At 44.3% G+C, this 22,184-nt stretch carries 17 protein-coding genes; 6 read left to right on the forward strand and 11 right to left on the reverse strand.

Features of this window, described 5'->3' with window-relative positions; all coding sequences use genetic code 11:
- Nucleotides 1–156: 156 nt before the first annotated feature.
- Complete coding sequence (locus tag K2225_RS17620; RefSeq protein WP_220585942.1) at nucleotides 157–1,101, reverse strand: nuclease-related domain-containing protein; 945 nt, start codon at nucleotides 1,099–1,101, stop codon at nucleotides 157–159.
- A 106-nt stretch (nucleotides 1,102–1,207) separates the two neighbouring features.
- Nucleotides 1,208–2,374 carry an iron-containing alcohol dehydrogenase gene (locus tag K2225_RS17625; RefSeq protein WP_220585943.1) on the reverse strand — a complete coding sequence of 389 codons (1,167 nt, stop codon included), beginning with the start codon at nucleotides 2,372–2,374 and terminating at the stop codon, nucleotides 1,208–1,210.
- A 259-nt stretch (nucleotides 2,375–2,633) separates the two neighbouring features.
- Between K2225_RS17625 and K2225_RS17630 the strand changes: the two genes are divergently transcribed.
- The 3 genes from K2225_RS17630 to K2225_RS17640 all read left to right on the forward strand — a co-directional run bounded on the left by K2225_RS17630 (nucleotide 2,634) and on the right by K2225_RS17640 (nucleotide 5,587).
- Entirely contained in the window at nucleotides 2,634–4,049 is a 1,416-nt protein-coding gene (locus K2225_RS17630; protein WP_220585944.1) for a hypothetical protein, read from the forward strand.
- A 194-nt stretch (nucleotides 4,050–4,243) separates the two neighbouring features.
- Nucleotides 4,244–5,068, forward strand: a complete 825-nt coding sequence (locus K2225_RS17635; protein ID WP_220585945.1) for an alpha/beta fold hydrolase — start codon at nucleotides 4,244–4,246, stop codon at nucleotides 5,066–5,068.
- A 72-nt stretch (nucleotides 5,069–5,140) separates the two neighbouring features.
- A complete protein-coding gene (locus K2225_RS17640; RefSeq protein ID WP_220585946.1) occupies nucleotides 5,141–5,587 on the forward strand; it encodes a staygreen family protein in 447 nt (148 codons plus the stop codon).
- A gap of 125 nt (nucleotides 5,588–5,712) precedes the next feature.
- On the opposite strand, the gene rlmD is transcribed toward K2225_RS17640, so the two are convergent.
- Together rlmD and K2225_RS17650 are read right to left on the reverse strand one after the other, a co-directional pair.
- Nucleotides 5,713–7,173 (reverse strand): 23S rRNA (uracil(1939)-C(5))-methyltransferase RlmD, encoded by a 1,461-nt coding sequence (gene rlmD, locus K2225_RS17645; RefSeq protein ID WP_220585947.1) that lies wholly within the window; start codon nucleotides 7,171–7,173, stop codon nucleotides 5,713–5,715.
- A gap of 110 nt (nucleotides 7,174–7,283) precedes the next feature.
- Nucleotides 7,284–8,468: an MFS transporter gene (locus K2225_RS17650; RefSeq protein WP_220585948.1), complete on the reverse strand. Its 1,185-nt coding sequence runs from the start codon at nucleotides 8,466–8,468 to the stop codon at nucleotides 7,284–7,286.
- 545 nt (nucleotides 8,469–9,013) lie between these two features.
- Between K2225_RS17650 and K2225_RS17655 the strand changes: the two genes are divergently transcribed.
- Complete coding sequence (locus K2225_RS17655; RefSeq protein ID WP_220585949.1) at nucleotides 9,014–9,832, forward strand: pyruvate, water dikinase regulatory protein; 819 nt, start codon at nucleotides 9,014–9,016, stop codon at nucleotides 9,830–9,832.
- Nucleotides 9,832–12,504: a pyruvate, phosphate dikinase gene (ppdK, locus tag K2225_RS17660; RefSeq protein WP_220585950.1), complete on the forward strand. Its 2,673-nt coding sequence runs from the start codon at nucleotides 9,832–9,834 to the stop codon at nucleotides 12,502–12,504. Before K2225_RS17655 ends, ppdK begins: the two co-directional genes overlap by 1 nt.
- Nucleotides 12,505–12,671: 167 nt before the next feature.
- Here the strand turns inward: ppdK and betA are convergent, their stop codons facing one another.
- The 6 genes from betA to K2225_RS17690 form a co-directional block, all read right to left on the reverse strand.
- On the reverse strand, nucleotides 12,672–14,378 hold the full coding sequence (gene betA, locus K2225_RS17665) for a choline dehydrogenase (protein ID WP_220586022.1): 1,707 nt from the start codon (nucleotides 14,376–14,378) through the stop codon (nucleotides 12,672–12,674).
- Nucleotides 14,379–14,485: 107 nt separating this feature from the next.
- Nucleotides 14,486–15,964 (reverse strand): betaine-aldehyde dehydrogenase, encoded by a 1,479-nt coding sequence (gene betB, locus K2225_RS17670; protein ID WP_220585951.1) that lies wholly within the window; start codon nucleotides 15,962–15,964, stop codon nucleotides 14,486–14,488.
- Between the two features lie 243 nt (nucleotides 15,965–16,207).
- Nucleotides 16,208–17,545, reverse strand: coding sequence for a glycoside hydrolase family 68 protein (locus K2225_RS17675; protein ID WP_220585952.1), 1,338 nt, complete (start codon nucleotides 17,543–17,545; stop codon nucleotides 16,208–16,210).
- Nucleotides 17,546–17,588: 43 nt separating this feature from the next.
- Nucleotides 17,589–18,908 (reverse strand): glycoside hydrolase family 68 protein, encoded by a 1,320-nt coding sequence (locus K2225_RS17680; RefSeq protein ID WP_220585953.1) that lies wholly within the window; start codon nucleotides 18,906–18,908, stop codon nucleotides 17,589–17,591.
- A gap of 436 nt (nucleotides 18,909–19,344) precedes the next feature.
- Complete coding sequence (locus K2225_RS17685) at nucleotides 19,345–20,055, reverse strand: nitroreductase family protein (protein WP_220585954.1); 711 nt, start codon at nucleotides 20,053–20,055, stop codon at nucleotides 19,345–19,347.
- Nucleotides 20,056–20,167: 112 nt separating this feature from the next.
- A complete protein-coding gene (locus K2225_RS17690) occupies nucleotides 20,168–20,581 on the reverse strand; it encodes an RrF2 family transcriptional regulator (protein WP_220585955.1) in 414 nt (137 codons plus the stop codon).
- A 291-nt stretch (nucleotides 20,582–20,872) separates the two neighbouring features.
- Here K2225_RS17690 and K2225_RS17695 point away from each other — a divergent pair, with 291 nt between their 5' ends.
- Nucleotides 20,873–21,439 (forward strand): hypothetical protein, encoded by a 567-nt coding sequence (locus tag K2225_RS17695; RefSeq protein ID WP_220585956.1) that lies wholly within the window; start codon nucleotides 20,873–20,875, stop codon nucleotides 21,437–21,439.
- Nucleotides 21,440–21,503: 64 nt separating this feature from the next.
- Here K2225_RS17695 and K2225_RS20225 read toward each other — a convergent pair whose 3' ends face one another.
- A complete protein-coding gene (locus tag K2225_RS20225) occupies nucleotides 21,504–21,599 on the reverse strand; it encodes a plastocyanin/azurin family copper-binding protein (protein ID WP_220585957.1) in 96 nt (31 codons plus the stop codon).
- Between the last annotated feature and the right edge of the window lie 585 nt (nucleotides 21,600–22,184).

Consider the following 22,184-nt stretch of genomic DNA (forward strand, 5'->3'; position numbering starts at 1 on the left):
GCCTCCCCTTTGGCGCGACTCGCTCTCCCTTTGGCGCGACTCGCTCTCCCTTTGGCGCGACTCGCTTGGCGCGACTCGTTCCACCTTTGGCGCGACTCGCTCCACCTTTGGCGCGACTCGACCCCTCTTTGGTGGGGCGTACTTGTTTTTAGATTTTCACTCCAATAGGAACCTTGCTTTTTTAGTAGAACCACTTCGTCCCTTACAATAAGCGCTTAATAATCGATACACCACATGTCTTGAACCTACCTTTAAAAAATCTCTAGCTTCTTTATTGCTAATCGTTTTGGCCACAAGCACAGCGTATTCTCTCAAGGCTTGTTCATGAGCAAGGGAAGAGTGATGAGAACAACCTGGACATACCCATTTCATTTTTGTTCTTCTCATTGCATACTTTCCACATGATGGGCACCTGACTCCTTTCAGCAGATCCAAATAACTCAAGTTGAAACGCTTCATGTAATCCGGCACATGATCCTGATGGGATTCAGCCAGCGCTTGGCCAATTCGTAAAAGTTCCTCCTTCTTGAACGCCTTCCCTTGGTAATTATCCTTTTTCTTTTTCATGACATCCACGAGAGAGGAAGCACGTATTACTTTTTCATAAATACGGGAGTCTGAGGAGTCAAACTCGAGGGTACAACGCCTATTCGTAAATACCACCAGGAAGTCGATGGGCATCCGAATCCTTAGCTGCCGCCACAACCATTCATCTAATAACCGCTTCTGCCGTTCCGCCTGTTCCACGGGATCCTGGAATCCTTCCATGTCACGGCGCATTTCCTTTTTCTCACGGCGGATAGAGATCTGGCCGGTCATATTTTTTGCTTCAAGAATCAGGATGAAGGAAGGAAATAATATGATCGTGTCGATTTGAAAATAGTGGTGCCCATCATGCAGGCGCAGGTTATGAAGGATGTAATGAGGGCCTTTCAAATAATCGAGGTGAAAATCAAGGGACTGTTCGCCAATCCAGCCGGCTTTCATTGCAGAGAGGGTTTCTTCTACTTGGGCGACAGCGGGGTGATGAAGCTGGAGGCGGTGCTTTAGTATTTCCAAATGGACAATGTCAGGAGGGAAGGTGCGGGGTTTTATGATCATAAGTGAACTCCTTTCCCCTCTATTAAAGTCGAACGCCCCTTTTTTGTCCAGAAAAAAGAGACCAGTCCAGTGGTGGACTGATCTCTACAAGTCTTCTATTAAAAAATTAAAAATCAACATCCTGCCCATAATAAGCGGCAACAAAGAGTTTCCTCATTTCTTCCACAGATGTTTCACGTGGGTTTGTCCCTGTACACGGATCTTCTACCGCATTTTCTGCCATCGTATCTACATGTTCTTTGAATAACTCTTCTGAGACACCGAATTCTTGCAGTGTATTCGGTACATCCATTTCGCGATTCAACTCACGGACCCACTCGATAAGAGCGTCTACGAGTTCCTGTTCATTCTGCCCCTCTAGACCAATTCTTTTCGCTAAAGCGGCAAAACGATCTTCTACAACACTTCTGTTGAATTGGATGACATAAGGAAGATAAATCGCATTGGCACAGCCATGTGGCACTCCAAATGTAGGTCCACTCTTATGGGCTAAGCTGTGTACGTTGCCTAATACCGCATTAGAGAAGGCCATACCAGCCATCGCCTGGGCATAGTGGACTTTTTCACGACTTTCTTTATCTCCTTTATAGGAGGAAAGAAGGTGTTCTTTCAATATTTCAGCCGCTTCTTTTGCAAGCGCATCTGTAAATGTGGTGCGTGGTTTCGCTACATAGGCTTCAATGCTGTGGGTGACAGCATCCATACCGCTGTAAGCTGTCACGCGTTTCGGCATAGATTCCACCATGACAGGGTCGATAATAGCGAAATCCGGAGTCAGTTCAAAGCTGGCTAGCGGATATTTCACCCCTGTCTCTGAATCGGTGATGACGGAAAGGTTGGAGATCTCCGATGCTGTTCCGCTTGTCGTTGGAATACCGATGAATTTCGCTTTGGAACGAAGTTCGGGCAGCTCAAACGGTTTGGTCGCGTCTTCGAAACTTAGATTTGGATGTTCATAGAACAACCAGAAAGCCTTAGCCGCATCCATCGGTGAGCCACCGCCTATACCTATGATCCAATCCGGTTCAAAATCCATCACTGTATCCAGGTGTTCCTGTACAAGATTAGTTGATGGTTCTTCTTTTATCCCTTCAATAAGCTTTGTCTCTATATTCGCTTCTGCTAGATTTTTTTCAATCGTCTCAAGGTTCCCGTTTTCTTTTACAGAACCTCCTCCAATTACAAGCAGAGCTTTCTTTCCTTCTACAGATTTTAATATATCAAGAGCATTCTCACTAAAATAAATGTCGCGCGGAATTGTAAAACGGTTCATGTAATCTCCTCCCACTTTTTGGTTACACTCGGGAATATTGCCGCTTTACTTTTTCATCAAACCATTCAGTAGGCTTACTCAATGAATTCGTTCATTTGTAACCCTTGATTTAGTGAGAAAGGACTAAAAAGTCGTGCGTCTTTCATACTCCATGGATCCGGCCGGCATCACATACCTTCCTCGTGCACGATGTCAGCTATTGAACATGGCTTATGATAAGATATGTAAGGTTAACACTTTGAACTAAGGAGCATCCATCATGGTACAAATCGCAAAACGAGGGTACACGTTTTTTATCAGCTTGTATGTCCTCATGCATTTTGTCGTTTATTTTATAGGTGGAGACATGCTATCCACCACTCTTTCCTTATCCGGTTTGGCGGCTTTTGTACTTGGTTACTTCTTCTTGCCTGTGAAACAGGCAGCGATTTCCCTTTTACTGCTTATCATTGCATTGATTGTTCACCTTTCCGCAGGGACATCGCTCATTGAAGGAACGGTTTCTGGATTTACAGTGATGAGCGGTCTGATTGCGCTCTTACTGATCGTTCCTACTATCAGTTGGGTACTGGAAGAAAAGCCGTACATTGAATCCGTGATCAACTTCGCCCAAAATCTGTTGAATACGAGCCGGAAGTTCTATTTCGGGATGATGGTGATCACCCAGATCATTTCTTATTTCTTGTTGTTCGGTTCGATCCCCATGGTTTATAGCATGATCAATGACTTTTTGAACAATCAAAAAGGAGAGGCATGGGAGAATTATAAAGGAACGGCCCTCTTACGTGCGTTCTCCTTAACAACGATGTGGGTCGTCAGCATCCCGAGCTTTATTTTTGCCGTCGATGCACTGGGAGCATCCTTGGGCTTATCGATTCTGCAAGGATTCTTTATCTCATTCGCAGGGATTTTGTTATCTGTACTGTTTTCCTATTACCAAGAGCGTCATTACGGCGTGGATCTCACCGCAGGTATTCAGGAACAGCTTCAAAAGATTGCCGAACAAAAGAAACAGGATACAAAAGGAAATCGTGATGCCCTTGAATTCGGCTTTCTTTTTGTGACGTTATTCGGTTCTATCTTTCTTCTGAACGCCCTTTGGGATGTTCAACTTCTGCTCATTATCCCTATCGTAATCGTGGCCTGGGTCATTCTCTACTTCATCATTCGTAAAAGAAGCAGCGCGATTACGGAGAATAGCAAAACCTATGTAGACAAAAGCATTCCAAATAAAGCCCAACAGTTCTCGATTCTATTGGCCGCTGGATTTTTAATTAACGCGGTGAATCAGTCAGGATATGGCGAGTACATTATCGATGGTCTCTTTTATGTGACAGACGCCGTCCCGTTTCTGAACTTCTTATGGGTTCTCCCATTTGTCGTGATTATTCTCGGGTTTATCGGGCTCGGTCCATTGACAGTCATCGTCCTCGTCTCAGGAATTCTGCAAGGTGTGGACCTTCCCTATCCCCCGGAAATCGTTGTGCTCGGGATTACATCGGGGAGCGTCATTTCCATTATGTTATCCCCGCTGATTTTACCATCAATCATTTTGAGTTCTGTGAACAAGTTGAGCATCATTAAAAACGGACTGATGTTTAATTATAAATACGCGATTGCTTTTTATGTCATGGTGCAGATCTACCTTCAACTTTTTGTGCTGTTTTTCTTATAAAAGAAGGAAAATCTCCGGCGGGCCTTGTTCAAGGGTCCGCCTTTTCCTTTTTCAGAGCCCTTTATGGGAAGCGTATTGCCTTCCACTCATACAGGGGCGGTCATCCTTTTCTGAGAAAAAGAAATGGCAGGAAGGTTTTTTGAATAGGATTTAGAAGGATGTGCTTAGTATTCTGTATAAACAGGAGGGACACCATGAACACGAAAGAAAGTTATATTGAAGTGGAACCGGGGATTGAATTATTCGTTCAAGAAACCGGAACAGGAGACCCCCTTGTATGGATTCCGGGTTTTACATTCACGACAGAAGTCTTTTCAGAACAGGTTCATCATTTTTCAAAAACGCACCGTACGATTGTCGTCGATCCTAGGAGCCATGGCCGATCGACAATGACCGTCCACGGAAATGATTACGTCACCCACGGTACGGATTTACAAAAAGTTCTGCAGGAATTAAACGTGGAAAATCCCACGCTTCTCGGCTGGTCTTTCGGCTGCTTAACCATATGGGAATACATCCGGCAGTTTGGAACCGATGAGATCAAGTCCCTCATTATGATTGATATGCCTCCGAAATCCTTATCTCTTAATCAAGAGGAGGATTGGGTAGAGGGGCCTCTTGATGATTTGGCTGCGGCCTATACAAACTTCCTCCGCCATCCAAAAGGACAGCGCGAGTTCATATCAGCCTATGCTGCGGGTGTCATGGTCCAACGGGAACTGAAAAAAGAAGAATTGACTTGGATGGTAGAGCAATCACTGAAAACACCGTACTATATCGCGGCCAATTTGTTCTCTTCCGGACTGTTTTCCGAATACCGAGAAGAGGCAGCCCAAAGCAGTGCTTCTGTTCCAACGCTCTTCATTGTCGCCGAACACTGGGGAAAGACAGCAACTGCTTACCTAAACAAGATGACTCCTTCTGCCTCGGTTAAAACGCTTGGCGGCCACCTCATGTTTTGGGAGCATAGTGAAAAGTTTAATAGATTCGTGGAGGAATTTTTGAAAAAAGCTCCATGATGTCTCTTGTTGAATTACGCCCGCACAAAATCGTAATGTCCCTCCCGCTTCCCCTTAGCAAGGAGGATTCCTTTGAAAAGGCTTGATCCAGACAAACTTTTCGTTGAGTTCAGACCTTGTGTTACAAAAACAGAACCTGTGTTAGGTCGGAGATATACATTGACCCATTCTGACGCGACTGCCGAACTTTTTCTCACTATAGGATTAGCGTATGCCTATGACAAGGTCACCGCCATGAGAGATGAAGTGCTTGCCGAATGGAGGATAAATCATGGTTCTCCTTATCTCTTTGTCTATGTTTATGTGGATGGACAATATGGATTCAGCCAATCTTCCATTCGCGATACTATTTTCAGGCGCGAATTGCCATTAGCGCTTGAGGCCATCAGATATGGGGACCAGTGCCTCTTTAAAACCTATCCCGAATTGGATCTTGCATCGATTTTCATACGTTTCGGCTCCATATTCCCCCGTTACAATAAATATGAGTATTGGGGTTCCCCGAAGGATTATCGGTAGTGTGTTTTAGTGAAAGTGGAGTGGCGCCCTGTCCAAGGTCAGTAAAATACAAAAAAGGTTCATCCACTTCATTGGATGAACCTTTTTAAAGTTAAGACAGCCAATACCTTGAAGTCAGGTTTTGGTTATCCTTTCAGCACTAACTTCGCCACGGATTCCACGTGATATGTCTGAGGAAACATATCCACCGGCTGAATCTCTTCCACCTTATATCCGTGCTTGACTAAATACTTCATATCCCGCGCCTGTGTTTCCGGGTTACAGGACACATACACAACCTTTTGCGGCTTAAGCTTCACAACACTTGATAAAAACGCTTCGTCGCTCCCGCTTCTAGGTGGATCCATAATGACGACATCCGCTTTCTGCCCGCGTGCGGCCATATCGACCATGAACTCACCGGCGTCGCCTTGATAGAACCGTGCATTACTCACGCCATTACGCTTAGAATTACGGATGGCGTCCCGAACCGCATCCTTATTCACCTCTACCCCGATCACTTTTCCAGCTTTGCGGCTGGCCACAAGACCAATTGTCCCAATTCCGCAGTACGCATCGATCACGGTTTCGTTTCCAGTCAGCTCAGCCATTTCAATCGCTTTTCCATAAAGCTTTTCTGTCTGGACCGGATTGATTTGATAAAAGGACTTTGCGGAAATTTCAAATTCAAGTCCGCACAACGTGTCGGTAATCGTACCTTTGCCGAACAACACTTTTTCCTGCTCTCCCAGAACGACACTCGTATCACGCTTATTTACATTCAATAGCATGGTCGTAATCTCTGGATGAGCCTTTCTCATAGCTTTCACAAAATTGTTCTTTCCTTTGAACTCCGAGGAAGCTGCGACAAGCACCACCATGATCTCTCCACTGACCTTGCCGACTTTAATCAGCACGTGCCGCAAGAAGCCGCGTCCTGTGTCTTCATTGTACGGCTGCATTTTTGAATTTCTCATGTAGTCCTTGATCGTATCTATGATTTCGTCCGCTTTCGGATCATGGATGAGACAACGATCCATCGGGATGATTTCGTGCGTGTGCTGCGCATACAACCCGCCAATAACCTGACGCTTGTGATTCAGACCGAATGTTGTATGACTCTTATTCCGGTAATCATACGGATGATCCATCGTGAAAATAGGCTCCGGTTTTCCAAACGGCTTCATTAAGTGATCGATCGTTTCCTGCTTGAAGCGCGCTTGGGCATCGTTGCTCATATGCTGAAGCTGACACCCTCCGCACTCGTAGTAATATGGACAAGGCGGATCGACGCGTTCTTCTGCTGAAGTGATGACACGCTTGACTTCTGCGTCCAAAGACCGCCCCTTTTGAATGATGTTTACCTCTGCCTTTTCCCCTGGCAAGAGCAAAGGGACTTCCAGACGCTTACCCTTCCACTCGGCGATCCCCTTCCCTTCATCGGTCAGACCTGAGCAAGTAACCTCTGCCGTTACAGGTTTCTGACCACGGGCAGGTTTACCTTTAGTTAGCGTGTGAGGAGAGGATTTTTGTTTCCCATGGGGCTTTCCAGACCTGTTCGGTTTTTTATTCGTTTTTTTATATCCTTGATTCTTTCGTTTACTCATAGGCACTTCCTGTCTTTGCTTATTTGCCCCTCATTATAAACTACCGGAAGCCGGCGGTAAAACAGAGGGAGGAAAAAAGAGCTTCCCCTTTGAGTGGGAAGCTCTTTGCATCAACTCTTTCTAAGTTTTTGAACGATAAGGAATCCGGCAGCCGCCATGACAAAAATAAGCAGCAGGCCTGCAAAACCGTTGGTAAAACCCGTACGCTCAACCGCAAATCCGAACAACGGAAAGCTGATCATAATGATAAAGCTCTCCATCAAACCAATTAATGAAAAGAAGGTGGACCTGACATTGCTTTTTAATAAGTTTTGCACAAACGAACTGAAGATGGGTTCGAAAAGACTCAACAGCTGCGCAAGGAATAAGAAGGATAGTAGAATCGCCCAGTCCATAGCAAAAATGAACAGGATGAAGAATAATAGAAAAAGCCCTAAGCCGTAATATAAGATATTGAAAAACTTAAATCGTTTTTCTACCCTGTAGGCGATTTTCGCCATGACGACTCCTAAGAGCCCCTCCACTGTAAATACAGCACCTACCACAACAGAGGAGTAACCTAACTGGATGAAGTACTCCTGGCCGTAAAACACGAGGATCACCATCACCGCACTCGCCAATATAAACAACACCACAGGACGGTGGATGACCGAGTTCTCCCTCCATACAACCAAACCCAGTTTAAATTGATGGACCCACTGGTTATACCAGCGGCCGCCGATGTCTTCCGTTTTTTCACGTTCCGGCTCCTTCAATAAAAATAGAGGAATGAGCGCAAGAACATGGGTGAAAATCGTTGTTCCATAAACCCATCCCCAGCTGATCTCCGCCATAAAACCGCCGAGGAATTTGGCAAGGCTCAATGATAATAGAGCAAGAGCCGTCATGCTTCCGATCACCTTCGTATAATCTTTCTCCCGGTTTTCATTTTTCAACGTATCATAAGCAAACGCCTGCTCAGCACCGGAATGGAAAGTCACCATCATCCCCATCGACAAAAAGGCGAGCGTGAACATCGAAAAAGTACCGCTGATCATCATAAACAGTCCATAAAGAATGCTGAACACATTGCCGATCACTAAACTCACTTTCCGGCCATACAAATCCGCAATCATCCCTGTAGGAACCTCAAAAAGCACAATCGCCAAGTGAAGGAAAGCTTCCAGCAAACCGATTTGACCGAACGTCATTCCTCTGTCGCCAAGGTAGATGACCCATAAGGCACGATCAAAAAACAACTGAGCAAAAAAGATATAGAAATACAGCATATAGATATTACGTTTTGTTTTAAACATTGTCATTCGTCCTCTCTTATACATAAAAAAAGCCACACGTGAGATCATCCCCGTGTGGTTGAAGGAAATCATACGTACGTTCACACGATGGAATTCAGCTAAAAAAGGACACACGTGTCCCTCGGATTACTGAGATTCCAAAAATAGACATCATAAAAAGCAGGTGTTTATCCTCACTTTTGATATCTAAGGTGAATGCAGGCATGATTTTCCCTCCTTTATGTACAAGATTGGTTTCCATTATAATACGCTTTCAAAATTTAGACAACTTCCTCTGGTTCAATAGCCAAACGTCTGGAGTATGGCTTTCTTTCACCGTCATGCCAACGAGCCTACGGTCAATGCCCACAATCATAAACCATTTTTTTGTTGTATCCATTCGCAAACAATGATACTATACTATTCAGTAATAGTATGACACATTAACTCAATAACTCCGAATTAGTGTAACATAATAATTAGGAAGGTATGAAAGAGTAGGAACCTGTACATACACCAACGATTTCATACACTTTCTCCAGAACTAAAAGTAAGGGAGATGGATTGTGACGAATCAAGAAATGGTTTATATCGTGTCCGATTCCGTCGGCGAAACAGCTGAATTAATGGTCAAAGCTGTCGCAAGTCAATTTTTTGGTCAGGAAGTTGAAATCCAGCACTTTTCCTATGTAGAGGATGAGCAGGATATCAATAACGTCATCACTGTGGCGAAGTATCGCCCTTCCATCATTGCCTACACCATCGTCCTTCCTGATTTGAAGGATTACCTTGACCAGAGAGCAGAGGAAGAACAAATCATTGCCGTTGATTTGATGTATCCTTTGATGAATGCATTCACTCAAAAGTTCAATCTGCAGCCCAATCGTCAACCTGGACAGATGAGAAAGTTGGATGAGAACTATTTCAAGCGTGTGGAAGCCATTGAGTTTGCTGTGAAATATGATGACGGTCAGGAAGTCAGAGGATTGAAACAGGCAGACATTGTTCTTATCGGAGTGTCGAGAACCTCCAAGACTCCTCTTTCTATGTATCTAGCGAATAAACAATTCAAGGTAGCCAATGTGCCTCTGATCCCCGAGGTTCCACCTCCTGCAGAACTTTTTGAAATTCCAAGGAAAAAATGCATTGGATTGATCATTTCACCGGAAAAATTAAATAATATTCGCAGGGAACGATTAAAAAGGCTCGGTCTAACAAACTCAGCAAGTTACGCCTCATTGAATCGGATTTTTGAAGAATTAACGTGTGCAGAAGACATTATGAAAAAAATTGGATGTCCAGTGATTGATGTTTCCAACAAGGCGATTGAGGAGACAGCCGATATCATCCTGGCCATGTTTAATAAAAGGGGGAGCTTTGCCTAATGGAAAACAATTTTGTATTCATGTTTGATCAATCTGGAAAGAACAAGAAAGAACTCCTGGGTGGAAAAGGCGCGAATTTAGCGGAAATGACCCGAATCGGTTTACCTGTTCCTTACGGCTTTACGATCACGACAGACGCCTGTAACGCCTATTATGATGCAGATCAAGTGATATCGTCAGAAATTGAGTCCCAAGTATTACAATCCCTCCAAGTCCTTGAGGAGAAAACTGACAAAAAGCTAGGAGATCCAACCAATCCACTTCTCGTTTCTGTGCGCTCAGGTGCCGTCCATTCCATGCCTGGGATGATGGATACCGTCCTGAACCTCGGAATGAATGATGACACAGTTAAAGGAATGGCAGAACTTACGAATAACGCTCGCTTTGCCTATGATTCCTATCGCCGGTTTATTCAAATGTTCGGGAATGTTGTCCTGGATATAGAAAACTACATTTTCGAACATCGGTTAGAAGAAATCCGTGAAGAAAAAGGGTACCAATCCGATACAGAACTCACAGCCGAAGATTGGAAAGAAGTGATCGAAGCATTCCAATCGATTGTGCTCAAAAATACGAAGCGAAGCTTTCCTCAGGATCCAAAAGAACAGCTTTTCCTTACAATCAAGGCCGTGTTTGACTCATGGAATAACAAACGGGCCATCCTGTACCGCCGCCTTCATCAAATTCCCGGCCACCTTGGTACAGCGGTCAATATTCAAAGCATGGTATTCGGAAACATGGGCGAGGATTCCGGCACAGGTGTCGCCTTTACACGCAATCCATCCACCGGGGAGTCTATGCTTTATGGAGAATATTTAATCAACGCACAAGGAGAAGACGTCGTCGCAGGGATTCGTACACCTCAGCCGATTGCGACGCTGAAAGATGAAATGCCGGATGTCTATCAACAATTGGTGGAGACCTGTCAGTTATTAGAAGACCATTACAAAGATATGCAGGACATTGAATTCACAGTAGAACGTGGAAAGTTGTTCATCCTACAAACACGGACAGGAAAACGAACGGCCCAGGCAGCCATTCGAATCGCTGTAGAAATGGTAAAAGAAAATATCATGGACCAGCAGGAAGCGCTGTTACGCGTGGATCCTGATCAGCTCAATCAGCTTCTCCATCATCGTATCGATCCTGAATACAAAAGGGAACATTTAGCTACAGGCTTACCCGCTTCCCCTGGAGCTGCCACAGGGCAGGTCGTCTTTGATGCGGATGAAGCCGATATGCTCGCCAAGGATGGAAAAAAGGTTATCCTCGTCCGCCCTGAGACGACACCTGATGACATCCATGGAATCATCGCTTCTCAAGCTACAGTTACGAGCCGAGGCGGAATGACCAGTCATGCCGCAGTTGTTGCCAGAGGAATGGGGAAAGCTTGTATCTGCGGCTGTGACTCCATGAAAATTCATTTGGAATCCAAACAGTTTTCCGTAGGCGATACAACTGTAAACCACGGGGATACGATTACGATTGACGGATCGACAGGAGAAATCTTCCTCGGTGAAATCCCAATGATTGAACCAGAACTTTCGGAAGAGTTCCAACTACTGCTTCGCTGGGCAGATGAAGAGAGAAAGATCGGAGTACGGGCGAATGCGGATAACCCAACAGACGCTGCAAAAGCCCTGGAGTTTGGAGCGGGCGGTATTGGACTTTGCCGCACCGAGCACATGTTTATGGATAGCTCCCGTATCCCTACCGTTCAAAGCATGATCTTATCTGAAACGACCATGGAACGTAAGGAGGCTCTGGATCAACTCCTGCCTATGCAGCAACAGGATTTTGAGCAGATTTTTGAAACGATGCAAGGACATCCCATTACTGTAAGGCTACTAGATCCTCCGCTTCATGAATTTATGCCGGACAAAGAAGAGTTGCTCGTTGATGTGACGAGATTGCAAATTACTAGTCCCGACTCAAAAGAGTTGCACGAAAAACAAAACCTTTTACGCAAAGTACGGTTATTAGAAGAAGCAAACCCTATGTTAGGCCTGCGTGGCTGCCGCTTAGGTATGATCCACCCTGAAATTTACGAAATGCAGATCATGGCCATCTTCCAGGCGATGTCCAACGTCATGAAAAAAGGAATCACAGTTCAACCAGAAATTATGATTCCGTTAGTCAGCCATGTGAATGAACTGAAAGAAATGCGCCAATTGGTGATTCGAATCAGCCAACAAGTCCAGACAGAGACTGACCAGGAATTCGATTATCTGATTGGAACCATGATTGAAACACCGCGTGCAGCACTCACAGCCAATCAGATTGCTGAAGAGGCAGACTTCTTCTCGTTTGGAACCAATGATTTAACTCAAACGACGTTTGGGTTCAGTCGAGACGATGCAGAAGGTAAATTTCTTCAACAGTATGTAGATCGCGATGTGCTGCACAGAAATCCATTCGTTTCCTTGGACCAGGATGGTGTTGGGAAACTGGTAGAGAGTGGTGTCAAACTGGGGAAAGAAACAAATCCTGCTCTGAAAACAGGGATTTGTGGAGAACACGGAGGAGAAAAAGAGTCCATTCAGTTTTGCTTTGATTTAGGACTGGAGTATGTAAGCTGCTCTCCTTTCCGCGTTCCATCAGCACGACTGGCAGCCGCTCAGTCAACCATTCGCAGCGAACGGAAAACCCGAAAAGAACCACAGTACAGTTAATCGAGCTTTTCTCCATTCTCTTATCCTGAGATTTTTCACAAAGAGCGTTCCATCCACTGTTTGGATGGAACGCTTTTTATGTTAAAAGCAAAAAAGGAGAAGGCTCCCCTTCCCTCATGTACGCTTCACGAGCCATACATATTAAAGGGGCCTTCTCCATTTACGTTTTATTTTGTTTCGACTTTGGACTTGGATTTAGGAACGGTTCCTGCATCAGCTGGGTGAACCCCGTGCTGGTAGTAATCCGCATCGATTGGGTCGAGCGGTTTACGTCCAAGGATAAGGTCTGCAGCCTTTTCTGCCAACATCAATACAGGTGCGTGGATGTTGCCGTTTGTCACATAAGGCATAGCCGATGCGTCGACTACGCGAACGTTATCCAGTCCGTGAACCTTCATGGATTCAGGGTCTACGACCGCCATAGGATCTGATTCAGGTCCCATTTTCGCCGTACAAGACGGGTGAAGAGCTGTCTCCGCATCTTCTCTTACCCATTCAAGAATTTCTTCCTCGGTTTGTACCGTAGGACCAGGTGAAATTTCACCGGCATTATAAGGCTTCATAGATGGCTGGGACATAATTTCACGAGTGATGTTAATCGCTTCGATCCACTCACGTTTGTCCTGTTCAGTAGAAAGATAGTTGTACACCATGCTTGGGTGCTCTTTCGGATCTTTTGATTTAATCTTCATGGATCCACGGGCATCTGAATACATCGGTCCGATGTGTACTTGGAATCCGTGATCTGTCGGTGCTTTTTGTCCATCGTAACGGACCGCTACCGGAAGGAAGTGGAACATCAGGTTCGGGTAGTCGACCTCATCGTTGGAACGGACGAAACCTCCACCTTCGAAGTGGTTCGTCGCAGCTGGGCCTGTGCGTCCAAGCATCCACTGCAGACCAATCCAAGGCATGCGGCGCTTCTGAAGGTTCGGCTGTTCGGAAACAGGAACCGGGCACGCGTGCTGGACATAAACTTCAAGGTGATCCTGAAGGTTTTCTCCGACACCTGGAAGATCGACGACTGGATCAATGCCAAGGGAACGAAGGTGTTTTGCGTCACCTACACCAGATAGTTGCAGCAGCTGTGGTGTGTTGATCGCACCACCGGCAAGGATGACTTCTCCTGCTTCTACTTGGTGCATTTTTCCGTTTCGCTTGTACGTTAATCCTTTTGCTTTTGTACCATCAAAGTCAATGCTTGTAACAAAAGCACGTGTCTTGACTGTCAGGTTTTCACGGTCCATGACCGGGTGCAAGTAAGCACGGGATGCAGACAAGCGCTGCCCTTTGTACACATGCTTATCAAACGGGCCGAACCCTTCCTGACGAAATCCGTTCACGTCAGGGGTACGGTTGTAACCAGCTTCTACTGCTGAATCAAAGAAAGCTTGGAATAGAGGGTTCTTTGCTGGACCACGCTCCAGTTTAATTGGGCCATCGTGACCGCGCATGTCATCATCCGGTGATGCCAGCGCATTTTCCAAACGCTTGAAGTATGGAAGGCAGTGAGCCCAATCCCAGTTTGTCATACCTTCATCGGCACCCCAGCGTTCATAGTCTTTCGGGTTTCCACGTTGGTAGATCATCCCGTTGATGGAACTGGAACCTCCAAGTACCTTTCCTCGTGCATGAGGGATACGGCGTCCATTCATATATGGTTCTGGATCTGATTCGTACTGCCAGTCATAAAGGTTCTTACCTGAAGGGAACGGAAGAGCCGCAGGCATTTGGATCAACAAATCCCATGAATAGTCACTGCGTCCCGCTTCCAGGACAAGTACGCTTTTCTTGCCATCCTCACTTAGGCGGTTTCCCATTACAGAACCTGCACTACCGCCTCCAACGATTACGTAATCATATGATTCAATCATAGCCATACACTGTTCCTCCTTGATGTTTTAGTTGGGAAGAAGATGCCCAAAAGCCTCTTCTTCCTCTATCTGTTTTTGTTCATGAATGTTAAAAATGAATCGTCCGCTTAGAACCAGTTGATTTGTTCTGGTTTAAGGTTCTGGAAAATGTGCTTCGTTTCTGTATATTCTTCAATTCCTAATTTACCTAGTTCGCGTCCAATTCCGGACTGCTTGTATCCACCCCACGGCGCGTGTGGGAAATAAAGGTTGAATTCATTGATCCAAACCGTACCCATGCGCATCTTCGCCGCACAGCGTTCTGCTTTTGCGATATCGTTTGTGAAGACACCGCCAGCAAGTCCGTAGATGGAATCATTCGCAAGTTTTACCGCTTCTTCTTCTTTTGTGAACTTCTCAACTGTAATTACTGGACCGAAACCTTCTTCTTGGACAACCGTCATGTCGGTTGTGCAATCAGTGAAAATCGTCGGCAGGAAGAAGAATCCGTTCTGTAATTCAGGATCTTCCGGGCGCTTACCGCCAACGGCTAACGTAGCCCCTTCTTCAATCCCTGCTTCTACATACTTTTCAACTTTAGCAAGGTGGTCTGCGGAAATCAGTGGCCCCATTTGGGTATCTTCGTCAAACCCGCTTCCCAGTTTGAATTTCTTCACTCGCTCGACAAGCGCGTTGACGAACTCATCGTGAATGCTTTCTTCAACAATTAGTCTTGTTCCAGCAGAACAGATCTGACCTGCGTGGAAAAATACTCCGTTCAATGCCTGATCAACAGCTAGGTCAAAATCAGCATCTGCAAAAATAACATTCGGGTTTTTCCCGCCAAGCTCAAGAGCAAGCTTCTTCACATTCGAACTTGCTGCCTGCATGATTTTCTTCCCGGTTACAATACCACCGGTGAAAGAAATGAGGTCGACGTCTTCGTTGCTGGACAACTCTGAACCTACCGTAGCGCCTGCACCAAGGACAAGGTTCGCAACACCTGCAGGTACGCCTGCTTCTTCCATCAATTCAAATACTTTGATATGCGTGAGCGGCGTGATTTCACTTGGCTTCATAACTAATGTGTTACCAGTTGCAAGCGCTGGAGCCAGTTTCCAGGACGCTTGAAGTAGAGGATAATTCCAAGGGGTAATCTGCCCACAAACACCAACCGGTTCGTGAACGACTTTACTGATGGAGTTCGGCACTGGAGAATCGATGATCTCGCCACCATTCTTATCCGCAATCTCTGCATAGTAACGGAAGACTCCAGCGATATCATCCATGTCTCCACGGCTCTCTTCTACTGTTTTACCAGTATCCAAGGATTCTAGATTCGCTAGCTCTTCTTTGTCTCTCTCGATCAATTCAGCAATCTTTCGTACAATTGCTCCACGCTCCGTTGCCGGCGTCGTCGGCCATTCGCCGTAATCGAAAGCTTCTCTTGCTGCAGCAATAGCTGCTTGTGCATCTGTTTCGTCGCCTTCTGGAACGACAGCGATCGTTTCTTGATTGAATGGATTGATAATCGTACGCGTATTCTCTGAATTTGCGTCTACCCATTTCCCATTAATGTATTGTTTCAATTTTATATTTACGTTCATTTGATCAACTCCAATTCTGAAGTGAATTAAGTTTGTTAAGAATTTATTTAACGTTTTTAACACTAACATGTCTTTTAGGGGCTGTCAAAGTCATTCCAAAGAAAAAAAGGCTACCTCCTCACGCTGACACCCTATCCAAGCAAGGAAACACTTTTTAAAGGGGAACTTATGGAAAAAGCTCTTAGAGAAAAAATGAACATAAATCAGGGCCTCTTATGCTCATAAGAGGCCCTGAGATATCTGTTATTTTATTCTCCCATCGTCTAATTCCTTGATGATTTGGGTTTGATTCTTATTAATCTTCAACTTCAAAGTCGGAGCTAATGTTCCACCAAAATGTTCATATTGGAAGCTTTCCGGCTGACTTCCTACATCTACCAGACTCACATCGCCTAATTCTACAAAATTGATAAAGCTGATGACTTTTCCATTCGGCAGGACGATCCAGGAATAGGCTTGAAAAGGATTATCTTCTGGATTAGCCACTACCAACCCGCTGCCGTTCAGAGGTTCATAGTTTCCGTAGAGTGAATCAGCTGTAAAACCATACAAACCATCCGGCCCCTGAATACCTGGGGCAAAGGTAAATTTGTGACTATCTACAAATAAATAGTACTGATTTCCTTTCATGACAAAATGCGGGCGTTCTAATTGCTGATTCACACAATCCGCTTCTAATACAGGTGGAAGTGCTTCCCATTCTGTCAAATCTTCACTCTTTGATACAGCAAGCCCGACATTTCCGTTAAATTCAGCGGACCCATCGGGAGCTTCATGCGTCTGTTGGAAAGATTCATCCCCGATATTTCTTGGCTGACATACTTGATCGGATGCCTGCCCGGCAGAGTTCCCCTCAAATGTTATATACGTTTCCCCTGTATGCTTATCCTCAAAGAACCATGGGTCCCGGAAAGAATACAAGATGCCGCCTTCTGACTGTGCTTCTGTCTGATAATATTCTCCATCCGGTGTCAGAATGATATCGTGAGACCAATCGGAGAACTCAATTCCATCTTTCGTTACTTCCATCTCGCCATTAGCTAAAGCCAGTCTTTGCTCATAAGTGAGTTGTTCATTCCCTTTACGACCTGTTGCGGTATAGAATAAATGGATGCTTCCATCATCCTCTACCATCGCGGAGCCGGCCCATTGTCTGGACCCATAGGCATCAGTAGTGTCAAAGGCTTCCCCGCCCATTTTCCAATCCTGACCATTCTTAGAATAGAAGTAACGGATCGTTGCCATATCATGCCGCTTCCCTGGCAGTACATCATCGGGAGCTGTCAGAGCAAAGATTACCTTATACCCCTTTACCGTAGCCACCGATCCATCCCTGTTACGAAGGGGCCATGTATCCCATACCCAGTGATTCGGAGCCATCTGATCGATTTCTTCCTGTGAAATATAGGGAGCCGTATTATCATCTGTACGCTCTATTTGAGAAGCTTCCTGCCTGGACCATGCGGGTGTCCCTTCTTCATCTGCCTGTGCAGGTGTAGAAGCAAATGCAGGAAGAAGTCCTAGAAAAAGAGCAGAAATCAGCCAAACTTTTTTCAAGATATCTTCACTCCTTGTATTCATAAGTTCGAGCCCCTGGACAGACCAGGGGCCCTTTTGTACTTGCTTATTTCAGTGTAGGGAATTTGGATTCGTTTACGATTTTGGATTCGTCTTTGTGGAAATTCACTTTCAATGTTGGAGCTAACGTCCCTCCAAATTTCTGTTCCCCGTCTTCGGTTTTGTACTTATTCACAAAGCTTGAGACTTCCCCATGTGGAAGGACAACCCAGGAATAAGCTTGAAGAGGGTCATTTTCAGGATTTGCCACCACAAGACCTGATTCATTTAACGGCTCATATTCTCCATGGATAGACTTACTCGTAAATCCATACAAACCATCAGGACCTGTCAGTTGTGGTGCGAAAGTGAATTTGTGTGAAATGAAGAATAGGTAATACTGATTTCCTTTTACCATAAAGTGTGGACGTTCAAGTTGTTGGTTTACACAATCGGCTTCCAGCAGGGGATCCATCATTTCCCAATCAGATAAGCTGTCCCCTTTCTTGGCGATTCCTACTGCACCATTGTATAAGGCAGCTTCTTCTGGTGCTTCATGAGTTTTCTGGAATGATGGACTACCGATATTTTCCGGCTGACATGTCTGCTCTGATGCTAAGCCTGGAGAGTTCCCTTCAAATAATAAGTATTCTTCACCTGACTTTGGATCTTTAAAGAACCATGGGTCACGGAAAGAATAAATGACGCCTTTCCCTTGTGACTGCTCTAAAGTTTGGTACTTTTCCCCATCCGCTTCTAAAAGAATTTCATGGTCTTCATTACTATCCAACTGAACACCTTCTTTATTGCTTGCAGAGATGTCAGCCGTTACTTTAGCCAAGCGCTGTTCATATGTCTTTGTTTCGTTGCTCTTTCGACCTGTAGCCGTATAGAATAGGGTAACTTCTCCATCATCTAACATGGCAGACCCTGCCCATTGGCGGGAGCCTAAAGCTTTGTCTGGATCATAGACCAACCCACCCAACTTCCAATCCTTTCCGTCCTTGGAATAGAAATATCGGATTTTAGCCATGCCATGACGTTCACTTGGTGTAATTCCTTCTTTTTCAGCAGTTAAAGAAAAAATGACTTTGTAGCCATTCACTTTTGCCACACTACCATCACGATCTCTTAACGGCCATGTATCCCATACATAGAGATCCGGAGCAATGTCATTGATTTCATCTTCCGTAATTTGAGGCGCCGTATTGTCTTCTGTACGTTCAATTTTGGAGGCATCTTCCCAGGACCATACGGAAGTATCATCTTTCACCTCTGCATTCACCGTAGAGCCTGCTGTCGCTGTCACCATTCCGAATGCCATTCCTACTGCCAGCAGCGATGTCACCATTTTCTTTGCTTTTCGTTTACTTTTGTTAGTAACCATGCCTCTCCTCCTCAAATTTAATGAGAGGGCGCGCGACCTCATCAGTAATGGTTTACCTTCAGCTGCACAAAAGGAAACTGAGCAATTATATGCTATTTCAATGTTTGACATAAGTTACATAAAGGTTACAATTCCTTGATTTTTATGTTAAATGATGTAATAAAAGGGCACATATATTCATCTATGAATTATTAAGGGATTCATTAAAAAAAGTCCCGCCTATATTGCATGATTACTTTTCAATGAAAAACCAGAGAACAAATCCACAAGCTCATTTAGATAAATACGACATACAAAAGGTGACAAGCAAATGCTTGTCACCTTTTTACCCGTTCTTCAACGGGCCCTTCTAATTTTTCTAGTATTTCTTCGTAAGAAAATTTTATATTCCCACTTTGTAAAGTAAAGACCCGGCACATTCACCAGAATTACAGTCTCATTCAAAACGGTTCCAATTGACGACACTTTCTAAAGGAAGACGTGTTTTTTGGAAACCGGCTTTGACGCCTTTACCCAGAGAAATCAACATCACAGACGTATATTCCTCAGGTACATGGAAAGCTTTCAGGAACTGCTCTTCATCGTATCCCCCCATTGGTACGGTATCGTATCCTTTCGCTTTCGCAGCAAGCATGAACTGCATCGCCACAATTCCACCGTCAATGTGAGCAATTTTCGCAAGACGCTCTTCAGGGAAGTTTCCATAGTTGTCGAAGATGCTGTTGACGTACATGTCTTTCACATCTTCAGGCATATTGCCTTTTTCAGCAATTTGAGAATAGATTTGATCGGCATTCTTATAGGCTTTTTTATCTCCAAGAACCGCGATTACAGCAGAAGCATCCACAATTTGCTGCTGGTTATTGGCAATGGGAAGCAGTCTTTCTTTCTCTTCCTGCTCGTCTATGACAAGGAAACGCCACGATTGCAGGTTGGATGAAGACGGAGCCAGCGTAGCCGTTTCCAACAGTTCTTCAATTTCTTTACGCTCAATCTTGTAATCCGGATCATACTGACGTACGGAACGACGTTCTTTTGCTATGGTCAGAAAATCGGTATCTTCAAGGATTTTCGGAGCTTCCTTCGTCGTATCGATTTCTTTTACTTTATTGAGATATTCTTCTTTGGTCATCGTTTTATTGGACATGGATCTGCACTCCTTTAACTGTATCTCATACGATTACAGTATAGATCACTAACTGTTCCTTTGTCAATTACAGTTACTTATTAAAAGAAAACGAAACGGTTACCGTTTCGTTTTACTGTTCAATAAGATCAGATAGAGCTTTTGTTTGTAATCCTTGCAGAATCCAAGTCTCCATTTCCCTTTGCAGATCACAAAGAGACTGTTGAGACATGTCTGAGAAACAGTGTTTCCCTTCTGTCTCAAAGTAGTCTTTGACCACAGTTTCAGCACGAATCGCTTCATATACTTCAGAAAGCATAATGTCCTCTGGCTTTTTACCAAGGGTGTATCCCCCATCACGGCCTTCCTTGGCACTTATGATCCCTGCCTTGACCAAGTGAGTCAGTATCTTACGAAGATAAACCGACTGAGACTCAAGCTTTTCTGCAAGCTTTCCACTTGGACAGCGGCTTTCGTTTTCAGCTAAGACAATCAATGCTTTCAGTGCCATACTGAACCAACGTGCATGATTCATTTTATCTGACATCGTTTCACCTCTTCTATCCAAAGTATATTTTGATGCATGTGAAATCAAAAGTCAAAACTATGGAGAGGTAATGTATAACTAGAATCTCTTACTGTTTATAGATTTCAGTTATACAAGGGACTATTGATCACCAAGTAGATTAATTGAAGGTTCTACTCATTGAGCGTCCCGCTTTCTGTATCACCATTTCAACACCCCAACCTATACGAATAAAAACTCAAAGTAAAATAATCCTCATCCAACCATCATAAACTTAAGCAACAAACGATTATGAATCAGAGGAGAATAAGAATGAGTGATTTTCAAATCTTTATTATGTTGGCTTTGCTATTGAAGGTTATTTTCTCATTTTTATTAGCGAGAAAATTTCACACTTCTCTTCACCATAGTCACCGCATGGTTATATCAATGATATCAGGGACAAGTATTGGGCTTGTCGTTGGATTAATGCTGGGTTCAATCTTTCAGGGTAATTTGTTCCTTGCTACGGTTACAGGTATGTCCACCGGAGCATTGATCGCCGGGGGTTGTAACTGGAGGTTAGGAATAGTTTCCTGTATGGAGGGACTATCCGCTGGATTAATGGGTGGAATGATGGGAGCGATGCTAGGAGAGATGATTTCTATTACTGAATCCACCATTATAATAAAGCTATTCATCACATTGGCTGTATGTTCTCTGGTATTATACCCAACGTTCGCATGCACCTCTTGTCCCGAGCCGTTCATTCCATCAAAAAAGTGGTTCTTCAAACCTTTCCTTGTATTCTTGCTAGTCATTGGTTTCTTACTAGGAGGAAGTTGGTTTGTCGGTGCGCCTGTGGATCAGGAAAATCCACACATTCACCACTCTTCATAAGCACGGAGGATCCTTTATTATAGTAAAACACCCAAATGGAAAAACCACTTGGGTGTTGGTTTATCTATTCGACGACAGATTTTCCTACCATACCTGCTTCTTTATGAGCGGGCACACTACAGAAAAATTCAAATTCTCCTTTTATTGAGAACGCTGCCACTTTAAACTCGAGGATTCAGCCCCGTTTATTTTTAAAATGTTTGACTGAGATTCGGTTACTTTATTCAGTTGAGGCACCTAGCTTAAGTATTTAACCAATAGCCAACCTAATGAAATAAAAATACCCAGCGATACGATTAAAATGATAATTCCAATGATGAGCTCCTGTTTGCCCTTCCATAAGTATTGATGATAACTCCATTCTCCTGAGGCAAAACGCAATCCATTAAGATTTGGTTCAATTGAATAAACCTTCCCACTTTCGTCACATAAGAGAATTTCTTTAATGAAAGAGTACGAAGTTAAGCATCTTCCTTCATCGCTCTTATTTAGATTGACAGACTTCCCGTCATCTAAAACTACCCTGGTTAGTTCATAGATAGAATTGTCCTGGATTTCTTTAAGAAAACTTCTAGCCTGGTGTTCTATTGCATTGTGGTCTACACACACCTTTACCACCCCTCTTTATTTTATTTCTAAGCTACATAAAGGTGACCATTTAACAATCTAATCCAGCAACTAGAACTTTCCTCGTGGAGGAGGGGGGAAGAGGCGTAATCCTCCTCCCCTTTCAATAAAATAAAAT

Origin of the sequence: Halobacillus sp. Nhm2S1, assembly GCF_019599545.1 — a bacterium.
GTDB lineage: Bacteria > Bacillota > Bacilli > Bacillales > Halobacillaceae > Halobacillus.